Here is a 19,574-nt window from a genome sequence, read left to right as displayed (position 1 = left end):
ACGACTTGTTCTTCGGGGTAGACAATGGGCGCTGGGCATCTGGGTGCATCGATGCGAGTGCTCGAACCTATCGAGCGGATTTCCGAAGTGCTTTTCGGCCTTATAATGGCGCTTACCTTTACCGGCTCGATGAGCGTTGCAGGGGTGGGCCGACTGGAAGTGCGTACAATGCTGGTCGGCGCGATCGGCTGCAATCTGGCTTGGGCTCTCATCGATGCAATCATGTATCTCATGGGGTGTCTTGCCGATCAGGCAGCAGACCAGCGCACCATTGCCAAGGTGCACCAGGCTGCCACACCCGAAGAGACACGGGCGGCAATAGCTGACAGGCTGCCTTTGCTGGTGGCGTCGGTATTGACGCCTGCCGATCTCGACAGAGGGTGCATTCCACGCTGTTGAAGGTCACGACGGCGAAAACGCGAGCAGGACTCAAGAGAGAGGACTGGCTAGGCGCCGCGGCTGTTTTTGTTCTGGTGTTCGGCTCTACGATGCCCATCCTTGTTCCGTTCCTGCTTGTGCAGGATGCCCGAACTGCGCTTCGGATCTCAAACTCAATCGCCATTGCGATAATGCTGATCGCTGGTTACGCGTTCGGACACCTGGTAGAATACCGGCCGTGGTGGACGGCCGGTTCCATGGTTTTGCTCGGTTGCCTGTTGGTTGCGCTGACCATCGCGTTAGGCGGTTGAGGGACCCCGGCTGGTCGGCTGCACACGTGCTGTTCTGTCGGACAGATCGCAGCGGGCTAACCCGACGCTCCAACCTGCGGCATCAACACCGTGCCATGGCCTGTTTCCTCGATTGCAGTAACTTTCGCCTCGTTCCTTGTCAGGTCAACCAATTCGTGCGAAACTTAGCGGCATGAGGGCGCAGATACTGGGCGACCCGCGACCAAAGCTGCCATTCGCCACATAGCGTTGACGGATCGTCAGCAGCGAACGCCGCCGCCGCCACAACTCTCGTTTGATCTGGAAGACGTAGGGCTACCTGGGTCGCGTCTTATGACGCGCCGCGAAACTCAAAGCAATGAGAGTAAGCCATGCATGAGGTCCAGGCATTCCCCATTGCCATCATCGATGAAGACTATGAAGGCAAGAACGCTGCCGGTCGCGGGATGCAACAGCTTGCTGCCGCGATCGAGAAAGAGGGATTCCGCGTGGTCGCTGGCGTATCGTACGAGGATGCCCGGCGGCTCGTCAAAATCTTCAATAACGAATCGTGCTGGTTGATCTCCGTAGACGGCTCGGAGAACGGCGAGACGCGGTGGCAGGTCCTCGAGGAGGTGTTGGCGTCCAAGCGCAGTCGCAACGATCGACTGCCAATCTTCCTCTTCGGCGACGAACTCACCGCCGAGATGGTTCCGACCAGGGTCCTGAAGCACGCCAATGCCTTCATGCGGCTGTTCGAGGACTCGCCTGAGTTCATTGCGCGGGTCATCGTGCGCGCGGCGCAGCTCTACCTCGAGCGCCTTCCACCGCCGATGTTCAAGGCGCTCATGGAATACACTTTGCAGGCCAGCTACTCCTGGCACACGCCCGGTCACGGCGGTGGTGTGGCTTTCCGCAAGAGTCCGGTCGGTCTGCTCTTCTACGAGTTCTTCGGCGAAAACACCTTGCGGTCCGATATCTCCGTATCGGTCGGCAAGCTTGGATCGCTCCTGGACCACACCGGTCCCATCGCGGAGGGCGAGCGTAACGCTGCGCGAATCTTCGGAGCGGACGAGACATTGTTCGTCGTGGGCGGTACATCCACGGCCAACAAAATCGTCTGGCACGGAACCGTTAGCCGTGGCGATCTGGTTTTGTGCGACCGTAACTGTCACAAGTCGATACTGCACTCATTGATCATGACGGGTGCAACGCCGATCTATCTTGTGCCGTCCCGTAACGGCTTGGGCATCATTGGTCCGATATCCAGGGACCAGTTCACGCCACAGTCGATCAAGAAGAAGATCGCGGCGAGTGAGTTTGCCAAGGAGACCGACGGCAAGGTCCGCCTGATGGTGATGACCAACTCAACCTATGACGGTCTTTGCTACAATATCGATGCGGTAAAGCAGACCATCGGCAATTCTGTCGAGATACTTCATTTCGACGAGGCTTGGTACGCTTACGCCAATTTCCACGAATTTTACGATGGTTATCACGGCATCTCGTCGGCCAGTCCTGCGCGTTCGGCCAACGCGATCACCTTCGCAACCCACTCGACACACAAGCTGCTGGCTGCCTGGTCGCAGGCGTCCATGATCCACGTACAGCATGCCGAGAAGAAGCGGCTGGACATGGCCCGCTTCAACGACGCGTTCATGATGCACACCTCGACCTCGCCGCAATACGGCATCATTGCTTCCTGCGATGTCGCCGCGGCGATGATGGAACAACCTGCAGGCCGGGCTCTCGTGCAGGAAACCATTGAGGAGGCGCTCAGCTTCCGCCGCGCAATGGCGGCCGTCAGAAAGCAGGTCCACGGTTCATGGTGGTTCGACGTCTGGCAGCCTGATGCCATCGCTGAGCTGCCTGCCGGGACAAGGTTCGAGTGGGTCCTGAAACCAGGTGATCCTTGGCACGGCTTCGAGGGTCTGGCTGACAATCATGTACTCGTGGACCCGATCAAGGTCACCATCCTCAGCCCGGGCCTGTCGGCGAATGGCTACATGCAGGAACATGGCATCCCTGCTGCCGTGGTCGTCAAGTTCTTGTCGGCGCGACGCATCGAGATCGAAAAGACAGGACTCTATTCTTTCCTGGTGCTGTTCTCGATGGGAATCACCAAGGGCAAGTGGAGCACGCTGGTGACGGAGCTGCTCAATTTCAAGGAACTATACGATGCCAATGCGCCTCTGAAGGGTGTGCTACCGGCGCTCGTCGACGCGCATCCGGGGGCTTATGGAAAAATGGGCCTCAAGGACCTGTGCGATCAGGTTCACAAGATCTATCGCGAAGACAATCTACCCAAGGCGCAGCGCGAGATGTACACGACGTTGCCCGAGATGGCGATGCGGCCCTGCGATGCCTATGAAAGCCTCGTGCGCGGCCGTGTGGAAAGCGTTGAGATCGACGCGCTGATGGGACGAACGCTTGGCGTAATGGTGGTGCCGTACCCGCCAGGCATACCTTTGATCATGCCTGGTGAACGTATCACCGAGGCAACCAAGTCGATCTACGACTATCTGCTCTACGCTCGGGACTTCGACAAGAAGTTTCCAGGCTTTGAAACCGACATTCACGGGCTGCGCTTCGAGCCTACTACGGAGGGAAGACGCTACCTGATTGACTGCATTGCGAAAGGGGTAGCCAAATGATCCCTCGTGACGTCAGATCCCCGACTGCCGCGATCCCATTCCACAAACTACTCAAGATCGTCGCGATCGTTGACGACAGCAATCCCCTGACGAAGAATTTGCTCGAGCAGATCGCGGCCGATGGCTTCGAGATCGAGATCGCTGACAGTCCCAACCGCGACGTTTCCGAGGATGCCTCCGTCGGGGCCTACATTGCATCCATCGACGGCGATCGACTCGAAGGTGCGCGCAGCCTGGCGAGGGCGGTGAGGGCAATTGGGTTCCGTACGCCGCTGTGGGCGCTGGCCGATGCGCACCAGCTCGCTGACATGGCGGTACTCATCCAGACGGGCGAGGTTGACGGCTATATCTACCTCGGTCAGCAGACCCCGGCCTTCTACGCCAAGCAGGTGGTCGCCAGCCTGCTGATGTACGGAAAGACGCTGTTGCCCCCATTCTTCGGGGGGTTGATGGCTTATGACGGCGAGGCCAACATAGCCTTCGACTGCCCGGGACATCAGGGCGGTCAGTTCTACCAGAAGTCCCCAACCGGCCAGCTGTTCTTCAAGCATTTCGGCGAGAACATCTTTCGCAACGACTTGTGCAACGCTGATGTTGATCTCGGAGATCTCCTCATTCACGAGGGCCCGGCCGTAGAAGCACAGCGCTACGCCGCACGGGTATTCGGCGCCGACAAGACCTACTTCGTCCTCAATGGCACGAGCACCTCCAACAAGATCGTGGCAAACGCCGCTCTCAAGCACGATGATCTTGTTTTGTTCGATCGCAACAATCACAAATCGCTACACCAGGGCGCACTGGTCCAGGCCGGCGCGATCCCCATCTTCCTGCCGACCGCCCGCAATTCCTTCGGCATGATCGGCGCCGTCGACTGGAATGCTTGGGACGAAGACTATCTCCGCGAGCAAATCCGCACCAATCCTCTCGTAAAGGATCCTGACCGGCACAGGGCGGAACGCCCCTTCCGGCTCGCGTGCATTCAACTCGCAACCTACGATGGCACCGTCTACAATGTCCGCAAAGTCATGGAGAAAATCGGTCATCTCTGCGACTACATCCTCTGGGACGAAGCGTGGATCGGCTACAATGCCTTCCACCCCCTTTTCGAAGACCATAGCCCCATGCGCCTGGAGGACCTTGGGCCGCAGATGGCGGGCCTTTTCTCCACGCAATCCGTTCACAAGCAGGGCGCGGGCTTCTCGCAGGCATCGCAAATCCACAAGCGCGACCAGCATATCAGCGGCCAGCGCCGATTCATCGAGCACAAGCGGTTCAACGAATCCTTCCTGATGAACGTGTCGACGTCGCCGTTCTATCCGCTGTTCGCCTCGCTGGAGGTAAACGCGAAGGTGCACGAAGGCAAGGCCGGCGAGATGCTTTGGGATCGTTGCATCGCGCTCGGGATCGACTGCCGCAAAAAGCTGCGCGAATTCTGCCGATTCTACGAGGATAACGGCGAGGGCGACGAAGAGAAATGGTTCTTCGACCCGTTCGTACCCGACAAGGTGACGATCCGCGGCTCCGCCATAACCCCGGACGTTGAGGCTGCTCCATGGGAGAGCCTTCCCACGGACGTGCTTAAGCGCGAGCAGCAATGCTGGAATTTCCATCCGGAGGCCACGTGGCACGGCTACTCAGGCTATGTGGACGGCTATGCGATGGTCGATCCAAACAAGCTGGCGCTGGTGACGCCTGGGATTGATCGGAGGACCGGCGACTATTTGAACTTCGGCGTGCCCGCGACGGTTGTGGCCAACTATCTGCGTGAACAGCGTGTCGTGCCGGAAAAGTGCGATCTCAACAGCATACTCTTTCTCATGACACCGGCGGAGGACGAGAGCAAGCTCAACACGCTGATTGCGAAACTGGTCAAGTTCAAGAACCTATGGGATCGCGATGCGCCGTTGCCCGAGGTCCTGCCGACCGTGTGCGCGGCGAACAGCCAACGCTATGCCGGCTATACGATCCGCAAGATCTGCAATGAGATGCACGACTTCTATCGTGCGGCCAACGTCAAGGGACTTCAACTGCAATGCTTCAGGGCGTCCAGCTTCCCTGAACTCGCGATGCCTTCCAAGAAGGCTTACGAGGCGCTCGTCGCGAACGATGTCGACTATATACCTCTGGCCAACATCAAAGACCGGATATCGGCCACGCTTGCGCTGATTTACCCGCCTGGCATCGGCGTCGTCGTGCCCGGCGAACGCTGGGACGAGAGAGCCCGTCCGATGCTCGACTACTTCCTTGCTTTCGAAGAATCGTTCAATCGGTTTCCTGGATTCAACTACGAGGTTCAGGGCGTTTTCCAGGAAAAGATCGACGGCCGTATTAAGTTTCACACTTACGTAGTCCGTGAATAACGGCCAGGGCGAGGAACTGGGGAGGACTGGCTATGCCTGAACAGCCGAAACGAATGAACTTGGTCCAGCTGACCTTCATCGTCGCTGTGAATATGATGGGGTCCGGCATCATTATGCTGCCGACGAACATGGCAAAGGTTGGTGCGATATCGCTGCTGTCCTGGATTGTGACAGCAGTGGGATCGATGGCGATCGCGTACGGGTTCGCGCAGGCGGGCCTGTTTAATCAGCGTCCTGGCGGCATGTCGGCCTATGCCGAAGATGCTTACGGGAAGCCAGGCTACTTTTTGGTGTTCCTGCTCTACTTCCTTTCGCTGGCCATTGGAAACGTGGCGATTGGCATCTCCGCCGTCGGCTACCTGGCCGGCTTCTTCCCGGTGCTTTCGTCGACCCCGATAGCAACCTGCATCGGACTTATCGCACTGCTTTGGTTGACTACCGTTGCAAACTTCGGCGGCCCGAGCATCACAGGAAGGCTTGGCGCGATTACGGTCTGGGGCGTGATCATTCCAGTTGCCGGAATATCCATCATAGGCTGGTTCTGGTTCAGCTCAGAGACCTTCGCGCAGGCATGGAATCCGAACGGGCTTTCGCTCGCGGAAGGCATGGGATCGAGCATTGCCCTGACGCTATGGGCCTTTCTGGGCATGGAATCGGCCGCGCAGAATTCGGCTGCGGTGGAGAACCCGAAGCGCGACGTCCCGTTGGCATGCCTGTTCGGGACCTTGGGCGCGGCGGTGATCTATATTTTATCCACGACCGTGATCCAGGGCATCGTGCCAAACGCCGACCTAGCCCAGTCAACCGGCCCGTTCGCGCTGGCATATGCGCAGATGTTCAATCCGTTTATCGGAAACATTGTCATGGCGCTCGCAATTCTTGCCTGCCTCGGCTCGCTGCTCGGCTGGCAGTTCACGATCGCCCAGACCGGAAAGTCGGCTGCCGACGAACGCATGTTCCCCGCATTCTTTTCCCGAGTAAACAGCATGGGTGCGCCGGTCACAGGAATGATCGTTCTCGGCGTCGTGCAATCGCTGCTGGCACTGATGACGATCTCGCCTACGCTGAGCGAGCAGTTCTCGGCTCTAGTGAATCTCGCGGTCGTGACGAACGTGATTCCTTACATCATCGCTCTGTCTGCGCTCATAATGATGATGAAGACCGCGAACATTGCCGGGATAAAGTACCGGGCAAATGTCGCTGTTGCTTTAGTGGCCATGCTTTACAGCACCTATGCTCTCTACGCATCAGGGCACGAGGCTGTCATGGGCGGCATGCTGGTGACGGCGCTTACCTTTATCATTTGGGGCTTTATCGCGCCTCGCTTCGCGACCAGGCAGCGCGAGGCGGTCGAACCAACCACCGCCCCTTGACTGCCGGGGAGCAAGGCCCTCGAGAGGAGACTAAACATGCAATGCGCCCAACAGTTTTCATTGCGGCATCATAGCCACCGGCAGACCTTGCTAGTCCTGGCAGTCGCGTTTGTGTTGGGGCTTTTGTATACGGTTCCATCCCCGGCCGCCACGCTGGACCGCATCCGCGAGGCGCACAAGCTCTTGCTCGGCTACCGGCCGGACGTGCGACCGTTCTCGTTCGCGGAGCAATCGGGTGGTCCCGCCGGCTATTCGGTTTCGTTGTGCCAAAAGATTGCCGAAGAGATCAGAGCCGAGCTCAATCTTTCTGACCTGGAGATCGAATGGGTGCCTGTGACTGTCGGGGAGGGTTTCGATCCAGTCGTGCAGGGCAAGGTCGATCTGCTGTGCGGACCGGACGCGGTCACTCTTGAGAGACGAAAGACTGTCTCGTTCTCGATTCCGATCTATCCGTCCGGAGTAGCCGCGATGCTCAGGGCGGATGCTCCCCCGGCTCTGAGGGATGTGCTGGAGGGCCGCCCTCCGTCGGGACCGATCTGGCGCGCCTCGCCGGCTCATATTCTCGAGGAGCAGACCTTTTCCGTCGTGGCCGGCACGAGCGCGGAAACCTGGCTCTCAGAGCGCCTCAAACACTTTCAGATTCCCGCGGAGGTCGTTCCAGTCGAGAGCTTCGAAGCCGGCGTGCGTGGCCTTCTGGAAGGCGCCACGGATGTCTTCTTCGGGCCCCGGCCGATCCTGGTGGAGACCACAGCGGAAATTGAAGAGAAGGACAGCTTGATGATTTTGCAGAGGTTCTTCACCCATGAGCCCGTCGCCCTCACGCTGGCAAGGAACGATGACGATTTTCGGCTGTCTGTCGATCGTTCGCTCAGCCGGCACTTCAGGTCCAGTGAGTTCCAAGACACCTACGCGAAATGGTTCGGCGCGCCGGACGAGGCGGTCCTGACTTTCTTCCTTCAAAGCGCATTGCCGGATTGATGGCGCTCGGAGACATGATCTGGTACAATAATAACACAAGGATACGCGAATGCGGTAATGCGGTATGGCTGCCGTGTTTACACCAACGTGTAGGGGCGTATTCTGGAATGGGGTGGCTTGAAAACACGATTACAGGGGAACGACATGGCCGCATTTGTTCGTAACATTTCCCGTACTGTCTATGCCACAATATTCTCACCATCAATGGTTGCAATTCCTTTCATACTGCTGTCAGCAAACACGCAGGCAGTTGAGCAGGAAATCGCGCCCACAGCTCCCCCTCCGCCGCCTCTCGCTGCCACTCCGGGGGTCCCCTTCGACGTTGCGTTTGGCATCGCCTTGACGACCGACTATGTTTCGCGCGGTATAACCAACTCCAACAGCGAACCTGCAATCCAAGGCTATGTCGAGCCGAGTATCGAACTACCGACGATAGGCACGGCATATGTGAATGTGTGGTCGTCCAACGTCGACTATGGCGAAGGTTTTGAAGGAGCAGAGATCGATGTCGCCGCGGGTATCAGGCCGGAATTCGGTCCGCTGTCGCTCGATCTTGGTTATGTTCACTACTTCTATACACCGGAGCATGTTAGCCCCGATTATGGGGAAATTTTCGCTAAGGCCGACTACAACGTCGAAGACATGTTCACTATTGGCGGCCGCGTATTTTTTGCTCCTGACTTCAACCAAAGTGGAAATACCGCTACCTGGGTTGCCGGCGGCGTGAGGGTACCTTTGCCGCATGACTTCTCGGCGTATGCTGGCATCGGCTACCAGTTCATCGATGATCCCGACGCATTCGAGCAACTCGCATGGATGGCCGGCATCTCGTACAGCTGGAAATCGCTGACCCTCGATGTTCGTTACTGGGGTACCGATCTTTCCGACGAGGGCTGCACGGTTCGTAGCGGCTTCTCCGATGGTTGCGATGACAGGGTGGTGGCGACCATTTCCTTCGATACGAGCTGGTCGGCGGTGAGGGACTGGTTATCTGACAAGTAGCCTGTCTGCTTTGACAGAGGCCTAGCAAGTCGCAGTTTTGGCGGGATCTGGGTAAGCGGAATCGACAACACGTCGAAACAGTCAACGCGGTTGGATGAGCGGAACTTCGAGGTTCCAGGCAGGCCCGAGCGAAGGGCGATCATCGTATTTCAAGGTCTTTGAACCGGCACTGTGACCACTGCTAGCAGGGATTGAGCGCTTCCTTGACAACGCAAGCACCGGATCCGACCAAAAGTGCACCTGCCGCAGGGCCTGCAGTTGCTGTGGCGGAGCACGGTCTCACGACCGGAAAAAGCCTTGGTATGGCGGCGTGTACGGCTATCGTGGTCGGCAACATGGTCGGGTCGGGCTTCTATCTGTCGCCCGCGGCCCTCGCTCCCTATGGCAACCTCGCCATTGTCATCTGGATCGTGATGGGTGCAGGAGCGATCTGCCTCGGCCTGACCTTCGCGAAACTGGCGCGATTGGCGCCCGCAACCGGCGGACCCTACGCTTACACCCGCTTGGCTTACGGCGACTTCCCTGGCTTTCTGGTTGCTTGGGGTTATTGGATATCGATCTGGGCGTCACTGCCAGTAATCGCCATTGCCCTTGCCGGTTCGGTCGTCGACCTGTTCCCGATTCTGCGGGGGAGGACGATGATCGTTGTCTTTACCCTCGGTGCGATCTGGGTTGTGGTCCTGATCAATCTGCGAGGTGTCAAAGCTGCCGGCCTCGTGTCTCAGGTAATGACTTACGCCAAGCTGGTGCCGTTCGGTGCAGTAGCTGTTATTGGTCTGCTCTACATAGACACGTCGCATTTCAGCGAGTTCAATCCGAGCGGCCAGCCGTTGCTGCAAGCCACTGCCGCGCTGGCGCCGCTGACCATGTTCGCCTTCCTTGGGCTTGAATCTGCGACCGTCCCGGCTGGCGACGTTCGCAATCCCGAGCGCACGATTCCTCGTTCGACGGTGCTGGGAATTGTGATCGCGGCGACCCTCTACGTGTTCGGAACGATTGTGGTGATGGGCGTGTTGCCGCGGCACGAACTCGTCCATTCGCTCTCGCCGTTCTCCGATGCAGCCCGAGCGATGTGGGGGCCTGCAGGCGAGATTTCGATCTCCATCGCCGTGATCCTGTCATCTATCGGCGCCCTTAATGGCTGGACCTTGCTGATGGGGCAGGTGCCGATGGCGGCAGCGCGCGATGGGCTATTCCCACCCTTGTTCGGCAACCTTTCGCAGCAAAACGTGCCGGCGATCGGAATCGTGGTCTCGGCCGTGTTGGCGACGCTGCTCATTCTCGTTCAGGCCATAGGCGCGGAGGGCTTCTCGGCGTTCTACAATCTGGTCGTCGGCTTGAGCACGATGGCTGCAGTCGTCCCTTACGCGTTCTGCGCACTAGCCGGCAGCCTGGTTTCAGCTCGCGTCAGCGGCGGCGTGCATGTTCCCCGTGTGACGATCGTCGAGATCGTAGCCTTCCTATTCGCCATATTCACGCTCTACGGCTGCGGGGCAGAGCCCGTTCTTTACGGACTGGTGCTCTTGCTGTTGGGCATTCCTGTGTTTGTCTGGCAACGACGGCGCACAGGCGCGATTGCCATGTAGGAACAGATTGTAGAATGTATGAGCTTGCGAGACATCTTTTCTTCAACGGCGAACGCGCTGGTGTTTTCGAACGTTCTGGCCTCGATCCTCGTCGCGATGAATTTTGCACAAGGGCTGGTGGGCGCGTTCAACACCATCATCCTGCTTGCGGTGATGTCGAGCTTCCTGCCCTACGCGCTCTGCTCGCTCGCCGAGCTTATGATCCTGATTCGGACTGGCCGGACAGTGGCTGGCGCCGGCGTCACCAAGGTCGCGATACTGGGCGGCGTTGGCTTCACCTATTCGGTCTGGGCGATCCACGGCGGGGGGGCCCAAACAGTCTTTCTCGGTTCCTGCTCGTTCTCGTGGGAATTCCCATTCACGTCCTGATCAAATGGCGCAATGCCCGCGCCGGAGCCCACGGGGCCGCCGGTCTCAAGTAAGGGAGGTTCGACTATGCAACTCGGTGTTCATTCGGAAATCGGCAAGCTCCGCAAAGTGATGGTGTCGCGCCCGTCGCTGGCGCACGAAAGGCTGACGCCGGGTAACTGCCACGATCTCTTGTTCGACGACGTGATCTGGGTGCAGAAGGCACGATCCGATCATGCCGACTTCGTACTCAAAATGAAGGACCGCGGCATCGAGGTTTACGACATCCAGGACCTGCTGACGGAAGTCTTCGACACGGTGCCGGAGGGTCGTAAGTTCGTTCTGGACCGGAGAATAACGGACAATCAGGTCGGTCCCACGCTCTCGCGAATCCTGCGACCATGGCTCGACGAACTGGACGGTCATGCCCTCGCGCGGCACCTGCTCGGCGGAATTGTGCGCGATGACCTACCGGCCGACATGGTGACGCCCATCATGCAAGAGGTGCTGTCAGCGAGCGAGTTTATGGTCCGGCCTGTCCCGAACGCGCTGTTCCAGCGCGACCCGTCCTGCTGGATCTATGGCGGAGTGACCTGCAATCCGATGTTCTGGCCGGCGCGCCAGCCCGAGACGCTTTATCAGCGGGCCGTCTATAAGTTCCATCCCCTTTTTACGAAGAACGAATTCGAGATCTGGTGGGGCGACAGCGACGAGGACTGGGGCAATACCAGCATGGAGGGCGGCGACGTCATGCCGATCGGCAAGAGGGTGGTGCTGATCGGCATGGGCGAGCGCACCACACGGCAGGCGGTGAACCAGGTCGCCAAACGGCTGTTCGCCAAGCAAGCCGCCGAACGCGTTATCGCCTGCGTCATGCCGAAATCGCGGGCGGCGATGCATCTCGACACGGTGTTCACCTGCCTCGATCACGACAAGGTAACCGCCTTCCGCGAGGTAGTCGATGAGATCAACTGCTTCTCGCTGCGTCCAGGCGGCGATGCCGGTCTCGAGATCCATAAGGAGAACAAGCACCTGTTCGATGTCTATAAGGAGGCGCTCGGGCTCGACGACCTGCACGTCATCGGCACCGGAGGCAACGCGTTCGAGCAGGAGCGGGAGCAATGGGACGACGGCAACAACGTCGTCGCGCTCGAGCCCGGGGTCATCATCGGCTACGACCGCAACACCCACACCAACACGCTGCTGCGCCGCGCAGGCGTCGAGGTCATCACCATCGGAAGCCAGGAACTCGGCCGCGGCCGCGGCGGTGGTCACTGCATGACCTGCCCGATCCTGCGCGACCCTGCCTACTGAGCCTTCGCCAACCAATTTCAGGGAGAAACATCATGGCATTCAATCTCAAGGGCCGCAGCTACCTCAAGATTGCGGATTTCACCCAGCGCGAGATGCTCTACCTGCTCGACCTTTCGCGCGATCTCAAGCGTGCGAAGTACGCCCGTTCCGAGCAGCAGGCGCTGAAGGACAAGAACATCTGCCTGATTTTCGAGAAAACCTCGACGCGCACCCGCTGCGCGTTCGAAGTCGCCGCCCACGACCAGGGCGCCCACATCACCTATCTCGATCCGGGCGGCAGCCAGATTGGCCACAAAGAATCCATGAAGGACACCGCCCGCGTCCTCGGGCGCATGTTCGATGCCATCGAGTACCGCGGCTCCGGTCAGGGATTGGTCGAGGAGCTTGCCCAATACGCCGGCGTGCCGGTCTATAACGGCCTGACCGACGACTGGCACCCCACCCAGATGCTCGCCGATATGCTGACCATGGTCGAGCATGCCGACAAGCCGCGTACCCAGATCTCGTATGCTTTCCTAGGCGACGCACGCAACAATATGGGCAATTCGCTGCTGATGTTGGGCGCGATCATGGGCTGCGACGTGCGCATGGTGGCTCCGAAGGAGAACCAACCGCATGAGGATGTGCGCGAGATGGCGGCCAAGCGCGCCGCCGAGACCGGCGCACGCATCACCATCACCGACGACGTGGCGAAAGGCGTTAAGGGGGTCGACTTTGTGCACACCGACGTCTGGGTGTCGATGGGAGAGGCAAAGGAAGTCTGGAAGAGTCGGATCGAGCTGCTGACGCCCTACCAGGTCAACATGAAGGTGATGAAGGCGACCGGCAACGCGAACGCGAAGTTCATGCACTGCCTGCCGGCCTTCCACAACACCGACACCAAGGTCGGCAAAGAAATGGCCGAGAAGTTCGGCATCACCGAAATGGAGGTAACTGAGGAAGTATTCGAGAGCCCGATGAACATCGCCTTCGAGCAGGCGGAAAACCGCATGCATACGATCAAGGCGATCCTTGTCGCCACGCTGGGGGCCTGAGCCATGGGACGCGTGGTGGTAGCACTCGGCGGCAACGCGCTTTTGAAACGCGGCGAGGACATGACCGCCACGAATCAACGCAAGAATGCGAAGGTCGCAGCCGAAGCCTTGGCGCCGCTATGCCTGGAGCACGAGACCGTCATCACTCACGGAAACGGCCCGCAGGTCGGACTGTTAGCCCTCCAGGAGATCGCTTACGAGGGCGAAGACTCTCCGTTGGATGTGCTCGGGGCAGAGACCGAGGGCATGATCGGCTACATGGTCGAACAGGAACTCGGCAACATCCTGCCGTTCGAAAAGCCGATCGCTACGATTCTGACCATGGTCGAGGTCAACCCTGATGATCCTGCGTTCAAGGACCCGACCAAGTTCATTGGAAAGGTTTACACCGAAGAGGAGGCGAAATCGGAGGCGGCGGCGAAAGGTTGGCAAGTCAAGCCCGACGGCAAGTATTGGCGCCGGGTCGTGGCCTCTCCGCTGCCACAGCGCATTTTCCAGCTCCGCCCGATCAAGTGGCTGCTTGAAAAGGACGCGGTGGTGATCGCCGCCGGCGGGGGCGGCATCCCGACGATGTATGAACCGGGCAAGGAGAGGCATCTGATCGGCGTCGAATGCGTGATCGACAAGGATCGTGCCTCGGCCCTGCTCGCTAAGGAAATTGGGGCGGATTTTTTCGTCGTCGCGACCGACACGGATGCTGTTTATCTCGATTGGGGCAAGCCTGGACAGCGCGCGATTCGCTCGGCTACGCCCGACGCGCTCGACGCCTACACCTTTCCTGCGGGCTCGATGGGGCCGAAAGTCGAGGCGGCGCAGGACTTCGCCCGGGTAACCGGTGGACGCGCCATCATCTGTGCCCTGCCGGATGTGCCCGCCGCGGTGCGAGGTGAAAAAGGTACTACCATCTCAGTCGATGCTGGAGACATTGTCTTCGGCTGAAGCGGGCAGTGCCGCCGCCACGGGGTACATCGGCGGCACGACCATGTACGTTCGCAGACCGAAAAGTTCTTGCGCTTGCACTGGTCACATTCCCCGCAAATGGTGAAGGGAACGACGATGCGGTCTCCCTTCCCAAGCGCGCCGTTTACCCCGGATCCAACTTCCACCACCTCACCCATCATTTCGTGGCCCATAATGTCGCCGGGCAGAATTGCCGGAATGAGGTTGTGATAGAGATGCAGGTCCGAGCCGCAGATCGCGCAGCTCGTCACCTTGACGATGACATCGCGCGGGTCCTCGATTTCGGGGTCGGTAACCTCGTCGCAACGTATGTCTTCTTTTCCAAACCAGCGCTCGCATGCGTAATCCCCCGTAGGCCCGGTTCGCGGCGTCGTGAGAGCGAGCTCGGCCGCTTTCCTTCAGACTGGAATTGGCTTTCTGAGGTCCAACCGCGAGGCAGCATCCATGTTCCCCGTCTCCGTTAAAAAACTTAGGCCGGCTTTTGTAGGTGGGGCTGTTGGCAGTGTTGGAGCGTCGAGAAGGCGGTGGCGCCCTGCCGGACATCGTTGAGAAGGTCAAGGAAGCGTGCAACGTTCCCGGCTTCGCCGTGGGCGGTGGTGCATGGCGGCAACGTGATGGGGCAGGTTGCGAGTCGGGGTGGAGAAGGTTGGATTTCAGGTGCTCTCCGTCTACCACTCAATTCTCCCAGAACGTTCTCTGCGTAGACTTGGCGGCTCAGAAACCCCGCAGAACTGCTGGCTTTCGGCCGAAAGCTGGGGGACTGTTGCTGGTAGTGAAGGTGCCTTTTTGCTCTCTGTCAGCCCATATTCTCCAAAGCTGGGGAGTGCGCCTTTTTACTCCCTAGCTTTCCCCCATTGAAATCACAGGGTTTTCCGGCTCAAAAGCTGGGGGTCGTTTGGTGAAAGGCCGCTATGCGGAGAACACAGAAAGCAAACCAACCGGCGACCAAATTGGTCAGCCTCTTCGGCCTAGGAGCGGGGCTCCGGTGCCGAACTTCAATGTCTGGAATGGGCCGGAGCGGACGGGCAACTTCGAGGCTCGGAGGCTCAGAATCGGACCTTGGACTGACCTGACGGATACCGAAGTAGCGATTGAGCAGATGTATCTGAATTTTCGCGCGCTGCTATAAAGGCTACTTGCGTGATCACGGAAGCTCGCGGGAAGGCTACTTGGGGCACTCGGGAAGACGTTTTGGATTGGTCATCTTAGCCAGTTGCTCGTCGGAGGCGCATGGCGGGAAGCCGGCCGGCAGCAACGTTTCCAAGTAGCGCTCGCGCTCGGCGGCGCTGATCCCCGGCGCGTTGACCCTCGACGGTCACATAGCTCCATTTGAGCGGAATAGCCGACCACATCAGCAGCCAGAATGGCCAGCAAGCTTGCGGACCATGTCTCCGGACCCTGCCTTCGGCTGAATAGTAGACGGCTTCCGACTAAGCGTAAAGGCGCCTGAAATTGCGCATGGAGGGGGCAGTTCGCTAGGCTGACGCTGGTTTCTGGTCCGGGCTCATCATGACAACGCTCCGATGATGGTTAGGCTGATCTTCAAGGCGGCGAATTTGCCAAGGTCCACAATTGGGCACACCGCGGTTGTCATTGTGGTCGCTGGGACGTCGGCTTTCAGGAAGCGGCCAAACCGATCTAAGCGTCCGAGATTGGCGCAAAGCTGCCGGTCAGATCATGCCCGCCGCCTGTCAGATTGCGTCCGCGCTGGCGTGAGGCTCAGGGGCGCGGCGGCATAGACAGCGGAGGCTAACGGCGGCAAGCCCTTGCGGAGACGACCCTTTTAGCGTTCAGTTCCGGCGGGGGAACAAACATGCATAAGCGCTATGCTTTCGTGGTACTGGCTGTTGCTGGATGTCAGTCCACACCGGCTTATGTGGTCTTCAAGCCTGGGGTTGATCTCAACTCAACCCAGACCGCGACCGATCAAATGCAAAATCAACTCGTTCAGAGAGATCCCGCAGTCGCTGGCGACCGACATTAACCCCGGCTACAACAATCCCGGCACGATCCAATGCAACACGTATGGCACTATGACGACCTGCAACCGGGTCGGAGCCATAAACATCCCCGCTTCGAGCACGACCTATGACGTGAATTCCGAACTGCGAGACCGCTACATTGTTCGCTGCCTGGAGGGCCAAGGATTCGGCGTCAAACTTGCCAGGGCGTGCGCCTCCAAATCCGAGGTAACGAAAGCTCTTGCGGATCGGGCCGCATGTCAGTTCCCAACGTGCGCTGTTAGATAGGACGGAAACCGATGCCCGCAACGAAAGACCAGTGGAAGGCTTTCCGAGAAGAACTTAGCCAGCAGCTTGAAGATGAGCGCCGGTTTATCGCCAATGCCGAAGCAGGGAAAACCGGCATTTGGAGCGTTCAGCCGGGCAAGGGAAAAGTCGACACCACGGCCGCTCATGTTGAGATATCGAGGCGTGCAGTCCAGGCCCTTGAGGGGGTAATTGCCAAGATCGATCAGGACCATCTGGCAGAATAACCATGACCTTCGCCGGCTACCGACTAAAAGTGACTATCTGGGACAGATCGGCGATGTCGCCATAGATCATCGAACCTTTGACGAGAAAACACTTGTTACCGAGGACTTCGGAGAGGGAGCTTGACGCGGTGCAAACCGGCAGGTTCTTCGAATTGGCGTACGTATCGAGCTTCGCGGTTTCGACCTTACGGTCCGCAGCTTCGGCATAGCTGATGCTGATCGCGATCACAGCGATAGCAAGGTGGCTCGGGGGCAAGTAAGGTCGCGACATACATCCAAATAGCACCGGCCATTGATGGGCTTCGTCCATCGTTTGGATGAAGCGGTCACCCATATTAGCAATCTCTTGACTGAGACGCCGGCCGCTCCAGACTCATGGAATGGCGCGGGGAATTGGGATTGGAAACCTGGTGGCGACACGGCCACCGTCCGCAGGCGGGTCACTGAGGACCGCGTCAGCGTCTCAATCCCCTCCTACAATTTCCCGCATTCGATCATCGATCATACCAGGGTGAAGAAGGGGCAGCAGATCGAGCTTACCGGAGAGGTCACGCGCATAGCCGACCCATCACCTCGGCACCGCTGCCGACCTGACGATCCAGCATTTCCTTTACTTGGCTGGCGACTGTTGACGCACCATCAGCGGCCGACTGCTTGACCGTATCGGCTGCCTCTTGAGCCAAATCGAATGCCTGGAGAACGCGCCGCTCACTGTTGCCCCAACGTCCTTCTTTGGCACTGTCATCTGGTGTCTTGGGCGCGGAAATCCGATCCGTGTTTTCGTTGTTCATAATTTCCTCCATTCACTGACAAAACTGCGGGAAAACCCGTTGGTCCCTTGGAACTGCTCAAACAAAGTAGATAGCGGTCTGGCCGCCTGGCAGCCCCCTGTAAGGCGGCCAACTTTTGCCGGCGCGAATCTCTCTCCACCCTCGATCGTCGACAGATGGTCGTGCAGCAGCGTGCTTCAAATTAAGGAGTGCCTGGACGTGCTGAAGGGGAGTAAAGCCGTCACCTCGGGCCGGAGGGCGTTCATCTCCCGAAGGAGATGCGCATGAGCCCTACAAAAGAGTTCTTCGAAAACTGGCTACACGAGAACGTCGGCAATCTTCCTGCCGAAAGCGGCGTGAGCATTGCCGTCTTGGCTCAGCAGTTCGAGCAAGAGGCCGTCCGGGTTTGTGTTCACGAACTGAATCGATACACCCGCGGTCGCTGCCGTACGGTTCTCCACTTCGTGCCGTAGTACAGAAGCTTTTGCACCAGGAGTTCAATGGCCACGAAATGCCCGGCGCTATGGCCCTACCTCGCCTTTTCGCATCTCCTGCGCGACTAGTCCACCGGCAGCCAAACCCACAGCGAGCGCTACATACGCAGCTGCGATGGAGCGCTTAGAAAGCACTGTCTCCCAGCCCGGGGTCAGCCGCTTCGGCACAACGAGATAGTCCACAGCCGCAGCGATCGCGGCTACCGCGGAGGCATCGCGCAGCATCAGTAGCGGCGACCGCGGAGAATTTCTGGCGAGCCAAGCCTCGAAAGGAGCGGCCCAGAATATGGCCGAAGCATGATGGGTGCCGAAGCCGACCGCCGTGTGCGCGAGGTCGGCCTTCCTAACCGCACCAGCCTTGTCGCCGTGGAGCCAGTGGCTGGTGGCGTTGGTCGGCTGCAACGCCGACTTTCCTTCGGCTTTGGCCAGAAGGACGAGGAACGCCGCCGTCACAACACTTGCGACCGTGCCGGTCACGCCTGTCAAAAGTCCAGTCTTCAGCAAGCCGTTCACCTTAACCTCCGTAACTCTCCCTCTTCTCAACCGCCGAACCGAAGCTCAGTTCCCGACACCTCCATTAACGGCAAAGAGCTGTATCCCGACTGAAGTGTCAATCCGCCGACGGCGCGTTCTTTTCGCGTCTATCAGGTGATTGCGACCGCCCGGGTATACGGTGGTAGAAATCATTTTCTCCGCCGCCGCCCCGGAAGAGGTTTTCATTGAAATTCCGCCAAGTTTTACACGTCCATCGCACATTCATCGATGGACTGCGGCAGTTGCAGCCTTGCTGCGGGTGTTTTCGCCTCTTGCGGCTTCACCGTTTGCGGCGCCTGGAAAGTCGGCGGTGATTTAGGCGAACCTGCCGCCCCGCAGGCTCAAGAGCAGCAAGGGCCATTGATCGCCCGATATCGGCCAGCGGCGATGACGCGTCGGCTATGACGAGCGGCAATGTCAATGCGCCCCGCGTCCAAGCCACCTGTGCCGCAAGAATCCCCTGCGCAAGGGCCGAAACTTTTTCGCTCACCGCCTTGACGGTTTCCGGCCGACCTGAAACCAGCGAACTGGTTGCCTCGGCAGCCAGGATCGGCAACCGCAACCCCACGACCCAGGGCGCGAGCATCAGGTTCTGGGCAAGAGCAATCTCAGCGCGGACGCGCCTTCCTCGTTGACTGGCCAACACTCGTTACTCCTTATGTTTGGATTTTGCGGCCCGGATAGGCGGGCCGGCAATGACCATCAACAACATGCGCCTGTTCAGGGTTCCATAGCCCCAGTCCTTCCGTCTCGGCCCGTTCTCGTCAACGAGCTTGTTGATGCCGCCGATTAACCGCAGTCGAAAGCAGATGGTCGTCCCCGCTCGTCTCAAGGGCATACGATCCCGTTCTCGACATAATGACATGACAAGCTTCAGCACATTGATTGCTACGGCAGGCCTCGCCATCGCGGCTTTGTTCCAAAAATAAAAAAGCCCGCCGCACCTTTCGGCACGGCGGGCTGTCCTCCCAGTCGCTTACGTCATTCGATGATCTTGATGATCTTGCGTGTGCCTGGGTCAACGAC

General features: G+C 59.0%; 17 protein-coding genes and 1 pseudogene. 14 read left to right on the top strand and 4 right to left on the bottom strand.

From position 1 onward, the window contains the following. Positions 1 to 24: 24 nt before the first annotated feature. The 12 genes from AC0L2Z_RS29530 (at position 25) to arcC (ending at position 14,235) form a co-directional block, all read left to right on the top strand. Complete coding sequence (locus AC0L2Z_RS29530; protein WP_473630011.1) at positions 25 to 399, top strand: hypothetical protein; 375 nt, start codon at positions 25 to 27, stop codon at positions 397 to 399. Then, a complete protein-coding gene (locus AC0L2Z_RS29525) occupies positions 396 to 689 on the top strand; it encodes a VIT1/CCC1 transporter family protein (RefSeq protein ID WP_473630010.1) in 294 nt (97 codons plus the stop codon). The genes AC0L2Z_RS29530 and AC0L2Z_RS29525 overlap by 4 nt, the downstream gene beginning before the upstream one ends. A 350-nt stretch (positions 690 to 1,039) precedes the next feature. Further along, positions 1,040 to 3,301: an Orn/Lys/Arg family decarboxylase gene (locus AC0L2Z_RS29520; protein ID WP_473630009.1), complete on the top strand. Its 2,262-nt coding sequence runs from the start codon at positions 1,040 to 1,042 to the stop codon at positions 3,299 to 3,301. Continuing rightward, positions 3,298 to 5,661 (top strand): ornithine decarboxylase, encoded by a 2,364-nt coding sequence (gene speC / locus AC0L2Z_RS29515; RefSeq protein ID WP_419694552.1) that lies wholly within the window; start codon positions 3,298 to 3,300, stop codon positions 5,659 to 5,661. Before AC0L2Z_RS29520 ends, speC begins: the two co-directional genes overlap by 4 nt. Before the next feature lie 32 nt (positions 5,662 to 5,693). After that, positions 5,694 to 7,034: a putrescine-ornithine antiporter gene (potE, locus tag AC0L2Z_RS29510; RefSeq protein WP_473630008.1), complete on the top strand. Its 1,341-nt coding sequence runs from the start codon at positions 5,694 to 5,696 to the stop codon at positions 7,032 to 7,034. A 36-nt stretch (positions 7,035 to 7,070) separates the two neighbouring features. Continuing rightward, entirely contained in the window at positions 7,071 to 8,012 is a 942-nt protein-coding gene (locus tag AC0L2Z_RS29505; protein WP_473630007.1) for an amino acid ABC transporter substrate-binding protein, read from the top strand. 144 nt (positions 8,013 to 8,156) lie between these two features. Beyond that, a complete protein-coding gene (locus AC0L2Z_RS29500) occupies positions 8,157 to 9,014 on the top strand; it encodes a TorF family putative porin (protein WP_473630006.1) in 858 nt (285 codons plus the stop codon). A gap of 302 nt (positions 9,015 to 9,316) precedes the next feature. Further along, positions 9,317 to 10,600, top strand: coding sequence for an amino acid permease (locus tag AC0L2Z_RS29495; protein ID WP_473522782.1), 1,284 nt, complete (start codon positions 9,317 to 9,319; stop codon positions 10,598 to 10,600). 60 nt (positions 10,601 to 10,660) lie between these two features. Next, positions 10,661 to 10,969, top strand: coding sequence for a hypothetical protein (locus AC0L2Z_RS29490; RefSeq protein ID WP_473630005.1), 309 nt, complete (start codon positions 10,661 to 10,663; stop codon positions 10,967 to 10,969). A gap of 66 nt (positions 10,970 to 11,035) precedes the next feature. Then, positions 11,036 to 12,262 (top strand): arginine deiminase, encoded by a 1,227-nt coding sequence (gene arcA, locus AC0L2Z_RS29485; protein ID WP_473630030.1) that lies wholly within the window; start codon positions 11,036 to 11,038, stop codon positions 12,260 to 12,262. 32 nt (positions 12,263 to 12,294) lie between these two features. Beyond that, on the top strand, positions 12,295 to 13,296 hold the full coding sequence (locus AC0L2Z_RS29480; protein ID WP_128245725.1) for an ornithine carbamoyltransferase: 1,002 nt from the start codon (positions 12,295 to 12,297) through the stop codon (positions 13,294 to 13,296). A gap of 3 nt (positions 13,297 to 13,299) precedes the next feature. Continuing rightward, positions 13,300 to 14,235: a carbamate kinase gene (gene arcC, locus AC0L2Z_RS29475; protein ID WP_128245724.1), complete on the top strand. Its 936-nt coding sequence runs from the start codon at positions 13,300 to 13,302 to the stop codon at positions 14,233 to 14,235. A 44-nt stretch (positions 14,236 to 14,279) separates the two neighbouring features. Here the strand turns inward: arcC and AC0L2Z_RS29470 are convergent. Next, positions 14,280 to 14,567 (bottom strand): annotated as a pseudogene (locus AC0L2Z_RS29470) (alcohol dehydrogenase catalytic domain-containing protein); the annotation flags it as partial. A 1,949-nt stretch (positions 14,568 to 16,516) separates the two neighbouring features. On the opposite strand from AC0L2Z_RS29470, the gene AC0L2Z_RS29465 reads away from it, so the two are divergent. Next, positions 16,517 to 16,750 carry a hypothetical protein gene (locus tag AC0L2Z_RS29465; RefSeq protein ID WP_473630004.1) on the top strand — a complete coding sequence of 78 codons (234 nt, stop codon included), beginning with the start codon at positions 16,517 to 16,519 and terminating at the stop codon, positions 16,748 to 16,750. 16 nt (positions 16,751 to 16,766) lie between these two features. Here AC0L2Z_RS29465 and AC0L2Z_RS29460 read toward each other — a convergent pair whose 3' ends face one another. Continuing rightward, a complete protein-coding gene (locus AC0L2Z_RS29460) occupies positions 16,767 to 17,084 on the bottom strand; it encodes a hypothetical protein (RefSeq protein ID WP_473630003.1) in 318 nt (105 codons plus the stop codon). A 214-nt stretch (positions 17,085 to 17,298) separates the two neighbouring features. Further along, entirely contained in the window at positions 17,299 to 17,541 is a 243-nt protein-coding gene (locus tag AC0L2Z_RS29455) for a hypothetical protein (protein ID WP_473630002.1), read from the bottom strand. A gap of 263 nt (positions 17,542 to 17,804) precedes the next feature. On the opposite strand from AC0L2Z_RS29455, the gene AC0L2Z_RS29450 reads away from it, so the two are divergent. Next, on the top strand, positions 17,805 to 17,993 hold the full coding sequence (locus AC0L2Z_RS29450) for a hypothetical protein (RefSeq protein WP_473630001.1): 189 nt from the start codon (positions 17,805 to 17,807) through the stop codon (positions 17,991 to 17,993). 48 nt (positions 17,994 to 18,041) lie between these two features. Here AC0L2Z_RS29450 and AC0L2Z_RS29445 read toward each other — a convergent pair whose 3' ends face one another. Then, entirely contained in the window at positions 18,042 to 18,527 is a 486-nt protein-coding gene (locus tag AC0L2Z_RS29445) for a hypothetical protein (protein ID WP_473630000.1), read from the bottom strand. Positions 18,528 to 19,574: the final 1,047 nt, after the last annotated feature.

Source organism: Mesorhizobium sp. WSM4850, assembly GCF_055811735.1.
Note: the sequence above shows the minus strand (reverse complement) of the source record. Positions and strands in the feature narration are given on the sequence as shown.